The organism is Albidovulum sp. (assembly GCF_049646345.1).
Classification (GTDB): Bacteria; Pseudomonadota; Alphaproteobacteria; order Rhodobacterales; family Rhodobacteraceae; genus Albidovulum.
Map to the genome: position 1 here is coordinate 1 of NZ_JBARVQ010000517.1, position 6,341 is coordinate 6,341.

The 6,341-nt window shown below is 63.6% G+C and carries 7 protein-coding genes; 1 reads left to right on the forward strand and 6 read right to left on the reverse strand.

Annotation, left to right across the window (positions count from 1 at the left end):
• Positions 1-90 precede the first annotated feature (90 nt).
• Positions 91-747 (reverse strand): SDR family NAD(P)-dependent oxidoreductase, encoded by a 657-nt coding sequence (locus WBB85_RS13185; RefSeq protein ID WP_432639066.1) that lies wholly within the window; start codon positions 745-747, stop codon positions 91-93.
• Positions 748-855: 108 nt separating this feature from the next.
• On the opposite strand from WBB85_RS13185, the gene WBB85_RS13190 reads away from it, so the two are divergent.
• Entirely contained in the window at positions 856-1,446 is a 591-nt protein-coding gene (locus WBB85_RS13190) for a biotin transporter BioY (RefSeq protein ID WP_432639067.1), read from the forward strand.
• Between the two features lie 63 nt (positions 1,447-1,509).
• Here WBB85_RS13190 and WBB85_RS13195 read toward each other — a convergent pair whose 3' ends face one another.
• From WBB85_RS13195 to radA, 5 genes are all read right to left on the reverse strand, one after another.
• Positions 1,510-1,932: a DUF1284 domain-containing protein gene (locus WBB85_RS13195; RefSeq protein ID WP_432639068.1), complete on the reverse strand. Its 423-nt coding sequence runs from the start codon at positions 1,930-1,932 to the stop codon at positions 1,510-1,512.
• A gap of 3 nt (positions 1,933-1,935) precedes the next feature.
• On the reverse strand, positions 1,936-2,580 hold the full coding sequence (locus WBB85_RS13200; RefSeq protein ID WP_432639069.1) for an SMI1/KNR4 family protein: 645 nt from the start codon (positions 2,578-2,580) through the stop codon (positions 1,936-1,938).
• A complete protein-coding gene (purF, locus tag WBB85_RS13205) occupies positions 2,577-4,040 on the reverse strand; it encodes an amidophosphoribosyltransferase (RefSeq protein WP_432639070.1) in 1,464 nt (487 codons plus the stop codon). The genes WBB85_RS13200 and purF overlap by 4 nt, the downstream gene beginning before the upstream one ends.
• Before the next feature lie 119 nt (positions 4,041-4,159).
• Entirely contained in the window at positions 4,160-4,753 is a 594-nt protein-coding gene (locus tag WBB85_RS13210) for a CvpA family protein (RefSeq protein WP_432639071.1), read from the reverse strand.
• A 15-nt stretch (positions 4,754-4,768) separates the two neighbouring features.
• Positions 4,769-6,136 carry a DNA repair protein RadA gene (gene radA / locus WBB85_RS13215; protein ID WP_432639072.1) on the reverse strand — a complete coding sequence of 456 codons (1,368 nt, stop codon included), beginning with the start codon at positions 6,134-6,136 and terminating at the stop codon, positions 4,769-4,771.
• Between the last annotated feature and the right edge of the window lie 205 nt (positions 6,137-6,341).

The window sequence follows — 6,341 nt, forward strand, 5'->3', positions numbered from 1 at the left end:
CTCGCCCGGGGCCCGGCGCGGGTTCCCCGCGCCGAAAGAGCGGTGCCCGCGCTGCCTTCGGCGAAGGTATTTGGGCCAAGATGAAAGAGGTCAGAGGCAGGCGAGGAGGCGCGTCGCCTCGTCATGAATATCGGCCAGTACGGTACGGTCCTCGCCGGGGTAGAAGCGGGCGCGGGTGGCGGTGGCCATTGCGCGCGGCGTTTCAATGAGGATGCGGGGCCCGATCTTTTCGCATTCGGCCTGCCAGCTGCGGGCGAGCGCGATCTGGGCCGCCTTGGTGGCGCCGTAGCTGGCGAAGAACTTTTCGCCGCCGCGCGGGTCGTCGAGGAATAGCGCCGTGCCTTGGGTGGCGCGCAAAAGGGGTTCGAGCATCGGGATCAGCGAGGCGGTGGCGCGCAGGTTGCAGGCGACCGACTTGTCGAAGTCCTTCGGGTCGAGATGGCCCGCAGGCGAAAGCGGCGCGGCATGGATCGCGGCATGGACCCAGAGGTCGAGCCTGCCCCAGCGTTCGGCGATGGAGCCTGCGAGATGGGCCATGGCCTTGTCATCGGTGATGTCCATCGGCGCGAGCGTGGCGCTGCCGCCTGCTGCCTGGATGCGGTCGTCAAGCTCTTCCAGCCCGCCCACGGTGCGGGCGGTGGCAAGCACGTGCCAGCCCTTTTCGGCAAGCGCGGCGGCCATGGCGAAGCCCAGCCCGCGCGAGGCACCGGTGACAAGGGCGAGTTTGGTCTGTGATACGTCGGTCATGTCGCCCCTTTCGCATTGCCTGCATGGCATTTCAACAGAAGAGATTGACTTGTCGCTGCGCTGCCGCGAAATTGCGGCGCAAATTGACCCAGAGGAAGGATGTCACTGATGACCCTCGCCAAGGCCCTTGCGCCGTCGCAATCACTTCTGACCCGTGCGCTCATGGTGGTGGGCGGATCATTGTTCATCGCCATCGCCGCGCAGCTTTCGGTGCCGATGCTGCCGGTGCCGATGACCTTGCAGACGCTCGCGATCCTGCTTGTCGGTCTGACCTTCGGCGCGCGGATGGGCGCGCTGACGGTTCTCGCCTATCTCGGCGAAGGCGCGATGGGCCTGCCGGTCTTCGCCAATGGCGGCAATGGCGCGGCCTTTTTCGGCCCGACCGGCGGCTTTCTCGTGGGGTTTGTCCTGATGGCGGCCATCGTCGGCTATGCCGCTGATCGTGGCGTGAAAGGCCTTGTCGGAACCGCCGCCGTGGCTCTGCTCGCCTCGGCGCTTCTCTACATCCCGGGCGTCGCCTGGGCGATGTCTCTGGCCGAGGTCGCCGGGATCGACACCGCGAAATGGGGTGCGGACAGCTTCGGCATGATCTGGCAGTACTACATGGCGCCCTTCCTGATCGGCGATGCCGTCAAGGCGGTAATCGCGGCGCTGGTGGTTACCGGGGCCTGGGCCGCGCTGAAGGGCCGCAAGGCCTGATCTTCAGGCCTTGCCTGACAAATGGCTTAAACGCCGCCCCTTGGGGCGGCGTTTTCCGTTGGATCAGGTCTGGTCTTCGTGGAGGCGGGCAAGGGCGGCTTCGCACATGCCGTAAGGCTCCCATTCGCAGCCCTGACAGAGCGTCCGGAGGCTGCCCGGCGGGACATTTTTGCGGATACGGGCCTTTGCCTCGCCCCATGTGAGCTGCTCACGTGGTTCCAGCTTCAGCGCGGCGGCATGGGCGCGGTCGAGCACCTTGATCTTGGGCTCATTGGTGCAAAGCCGACCCCGGCGCTTGGGGCAGGGGGCACAGATATCGTCGGTGGCCCCTGTCACCTCGATATTCGTCGCGTCGCCGCCATCGGCGCGCAACCGCCCCATGACGATGGCACTCATGTTCGCGGTGAAGTCGTCGGAATAACCCTTGCCCTCAAACCCGAGCGAGCAGAGGAAATGGTGCGGGCGGTAGCGGATCGTGTCAGGCATGGATCAAAGCTTGTCCAGAAAGTCCGTCTGATCCTTCGGAGCGCGCCGTACCGCTGAAGGACTGGCGAGTGGCCGCGCAAGCGGTGGAAGGTCTGCAAAACTATTGTGCCCGTATACTTGGGAACAAGATACGGTTTTACCGTCCGCCCAACCCCCAAGCCAATCTGCAAGCGTCATGCTTGTTCGGAATATCGCGGACTTGACCGAATTGCGTTTGTTCCAGAGATTGGGTTCCCAGATCAGGACTTCGTCGAGTTTTGTACCGATGCAAGCGTACATTGCACAGCCTAGAGGGCTGACGGGCAGGACGCCCTTGGGCCAAAAACACCTATCTCTCTTAGCTTCTTCGGAACGCCAAAACCGATAGAGATCATCCGCAGTTTGTGAAAGGTCATCGGTGAAGCCGCCCTCCCCTAATCCCATCAGCCCGTAGCCCGGGCCGAATCCACCATTTCCGACCTCAACGTAAAGCTGGACGAGCAGATCGGGCAGTCGAAACCCCAGACGGTGTTCGACCGCCTCGCTATTTGCGGCCAAGAAAGGGGCGGCTGGTGGTGGCGGTGGGCCGTTGAGGTGCATCTCATATCCCGGAACGCGACCTTTTATGTTTTCGATCAGTTCATCATGTACCGGAAGCGGATGTGTCACTCCGCAGCCTTCATCGCGAACCCCTTGGCGATCTGGTCCGAGGGCGCGACCGGGTATTCGCCCGAGAAGCAGGCGTCGCAATATTGCGGGCAGGTCTTGTTGCGGCCTTCGGCCTCGCCCGCGGCGCGGTAGAGGCCGTCGAGCGAGATGAACTTCAGGCTGTCCACCCCGATCCAGTCGCGAATCTCGTCCTCGCTCATCGTCGCGGCGAGAAGCTTTTCCCGCTCGGGCGTATCGACGCCGTAAAAGCAGGGCCAGGCGGTGGGGGGGGATGCGATACGGAAATGGACCTCGGCGGCACCTGCCTCCAGGATCATCTCTCGGATCTTGATAGAGGTCGTACCGCGCACGACCGAATCGTCGACCAGAATCACGCGTTTGCCCCGGATCAGCGCGCGGTTGACGTTCAGTTTCAACCTGACGCCCATATTGCGAATCTGCTCGGTCGGCTCAATGAAAGTGCGGCCCATATACTGGTTGCGGATGATCCCCATCGCGTAAGGAATGCCCGATTGCTGGCTGAACCCGATCGCCGCCGGGGTGCCGCTGTCGGGCACCGGGCAGACCAGATCGGCCTCGACCGGGCTTTCCTTGGCCAGTTCCACGCCAATTTGGCGGCGGGTCTCATAGACCGAGCGGCCGCCGAGGATGCTGTCAGGCCGCGAGAAATACACATGTTCGAAGATGCAGAACCGCGATTTCGACGGGCCGAAGGGGCGCGAGCTTTCGACCTTGCCCCTGGAGATGACGACCATTTCGCCGGGCTCGATCTCGCGCACGAACTCGGCGCCGATGATGTCGAGCCCGCAGGTCTCGGACGAGAGCGCATAACCTTCGTCACCGATCTTGCCGAGGACAAGGGGCCGGACGCCGAGGGAATCGCGCACGCCGATCAGCTTGGTCCGGGTCATGGCGATGACGGAAAACGCGCCTTCGACCGCGCGCAGTGCATCCTTCATCCGTTCGGGGATGTTCTTCTGGATCGAACGGGCCATCAGATGGATGATGCATTCGCTGTCGGATGAGGACTGGAAGATCGAGCCGCGCTCGATCAGATCCTTGCGCAGCTGGGTCGCATTGGTGATGTTGCCATTATGGGCAATCGCGCAGCCGCCCATGGAAAACTCGCCGAAGAAGGGCTGCACGTCGCGGATTGCGGTCGCGCCCTTCGATCCGGCGGTGGAATAACGGACATGCCCGATGGCAAGAGAGCCGGGCAGGGTCGCCATCACGTCTGCCTTGGTGAAGTTGTCGCGCACATAGCCGAAGCGGCGGGCATTGTTGAAGCCGGTCTCGGGGTCATAGGCGACGATGCCGCCCGCCTCTTGTCCGCGATGTTGCAGCGCATGCATGCCGAGGGCGACGAAATTCGCGGCATCGGTGACGCCGATCACGCCAAAGACGCCACACTCCTCCTTCAACTTGTCGTCGTCAAAGGGGTGGCTCAGGAATGGGCGCATGGGCCGTGTCTCCGAATCCGGGGCAGTGGAACGTGCCCCCATTTAGAGACATGGCGCGCTCATGTCACGCCCATGTCACCCGTTAAATTCGGCAAGACCGGGATTTGTGACCGTCCCGGTCAGTTGGCGGTGGTGGTGCCCGTCGTATCGGTCGTGGTCGGTGCGCCGCATTCGCCGACCAACTGCTGGTAGCGGTCGAGGATCCAGCGCGGTGCGTCTTCGGGCATCTCTTCGTTCAGACGCTCTTCGACAGAGGCGAAGACAACGGCCGAACGCGACTTGTCGACCACAGGTACGGTCGCATCAGTCAGAACCCGGTTGTAGACCACGAAGGCCACGGCGACGAGGAGGATGCCGCGCAGCACGCCGAACAGGAAACCAAGCCCCTGATCGAGCCCGCCAAGCGCCGAGCGTTGCACAGCCGAGGAAAAGAGCGGCGTGAAGATCGACATCACGATCAGTGCGACCGCGAAGACACCGGCAAAGGCCGCGATGATCGAAAGTTCGCAGCTGTCGCCCAGGAACTTGTCCAGAACCGGGATCTGCTGGATCAGCGGTTCGGCTTGCGGTGCGAAGATGAACGCAACGACAGCAGCGGCGACCCAGCCGGCAATGGCCAAGACTTCGCGCACGAAACCGCGGCCATAGGCGAGGATCGCCGAGACCAGAATGATGACCGCCACAATGGCGTCAACGATGGTGAAACCTTCCATGCCCTCGCTCCTTGCTCAGCCTGCCGCGAACATGTCGCCGACAAACGTTGTGAGATCGGGCATCTTTCGTACCCGCATCCCGCTGCCCCCGGTGATCTTGCTTCTCTCTGGCGCGATCGCCTGTGAGAAACCAAGTTTTTCCGCTTCTTTCAACCTGTTTTCCGATTGTCCTACAGGACGCAGGTCTCCGGAAAGGCTGATTTCGCCGAAAATCACCATATCTGGCGGAAGTGCAACATCTTCGCGCGCCGACAAAAGCGCTGCCGCGACCGCCAGATCGGCGGCGGGTTCCGAGACGCGCATGCCGCCCGCGACGTTCAGAAAGACGTCGTGACCGGCAAAGGGGATGCCGCAGCGTGCCTCCAGAACCGCGAGAATGGTCGACAGGCGCCCGCTGTCGAGCCCGACAACGGTGCGGCGCGGTGTGCCCAAGGGCGAGGGCGCAACAAGTGCCTGTATTTCGGTCAGGACCGGTCTTGTCCCCTCGATCCCGGCAAAGACCGCCGAGCCGGGGCTGGCCTGCCCCCGGTCCGAGAGGAAGAGGGCAGAGGGGTTCGCCACCTCGGCCAGCCCGCCGCCGGTCATCTCGAAAACGCCGATCTCATCGGCCGGGCCGAAGCGGTTCTTGACCGCGCGCAGGATGCGGAACTGGTGGCCGCGCTCGCCTTCGAAATAAAGCACCGTGTCGACCATGTGTTCGACCACGCGGGGGCCTGCGATCTGGCCTTCCTTGGTGACGTGGCCGACAAGGATGATCGAGGTGCCGCGTTTTTTGGCGAAACTTACCAGCTCGTGGCAGGCGGCGCGGACCTGGGAGACGGAACCCGGGGCGCTTTCGACATTGTCGGCCCACATGGTCTGGATCGAATCGATGATCGCAAGGTCAGGCCGGACCGCATCAAGCGTCGTCAGGATGTCGCGCAGGCTGGTTTCTGCGGCCAGTTGCACCGGCGCATCTGCCAGCCCCAGCCTTTGGGCCCGCATCCTGACCTGGGCCGAGGCTTCCTCGCCCGAGACATAGAGGCAGGAGAGGCCACGCCGGGCAAAGCTGGCCGCCGCCTGCAACAGAAGCGTCGACTTGCCGATGCCGGGATCGCCGCCGACAAGGATGGCCGAGGAGGGGACAAGACCGCCACCAAGGACCCGGTCAAGCTCATCAACGCCGGACAATGAGCGTGGCGGTGGCGTTTCCTCGGTCGCGAGGGTTGTCAGTTCGATCTGCCGCCCCTTGGCCGCCCCGAGCGTTTTTGACGCCGGACCGGAGGACAGGGGGGTATCCTCGACAATCGAGTTCCACGCGCCGCAGCCATCGCAGCGCCCGGTCCACTTCTTGTGAACCGCGCCGCATTCCGTGCAGGAAAAAGAGGGGCCAGATTTTGCCATGCGCCTTACCTGCCCGAAGCTGTGCGGTTCGGCAAGGGGGAGGCGTGGGGCGTGTTGGGGGGGCGTTACCGGGACATTGCGGACATCCGCGACGCCCCCTTCGCCCGGGAACAAGCGCGAAGCGCGCCGGGCGAGCGCCTGCCCGTCCCGCCGGGCTGGCGCTTTGGCGGCCTCGCGCATCAAATGAGGTCAGAGGGGCTTTGCG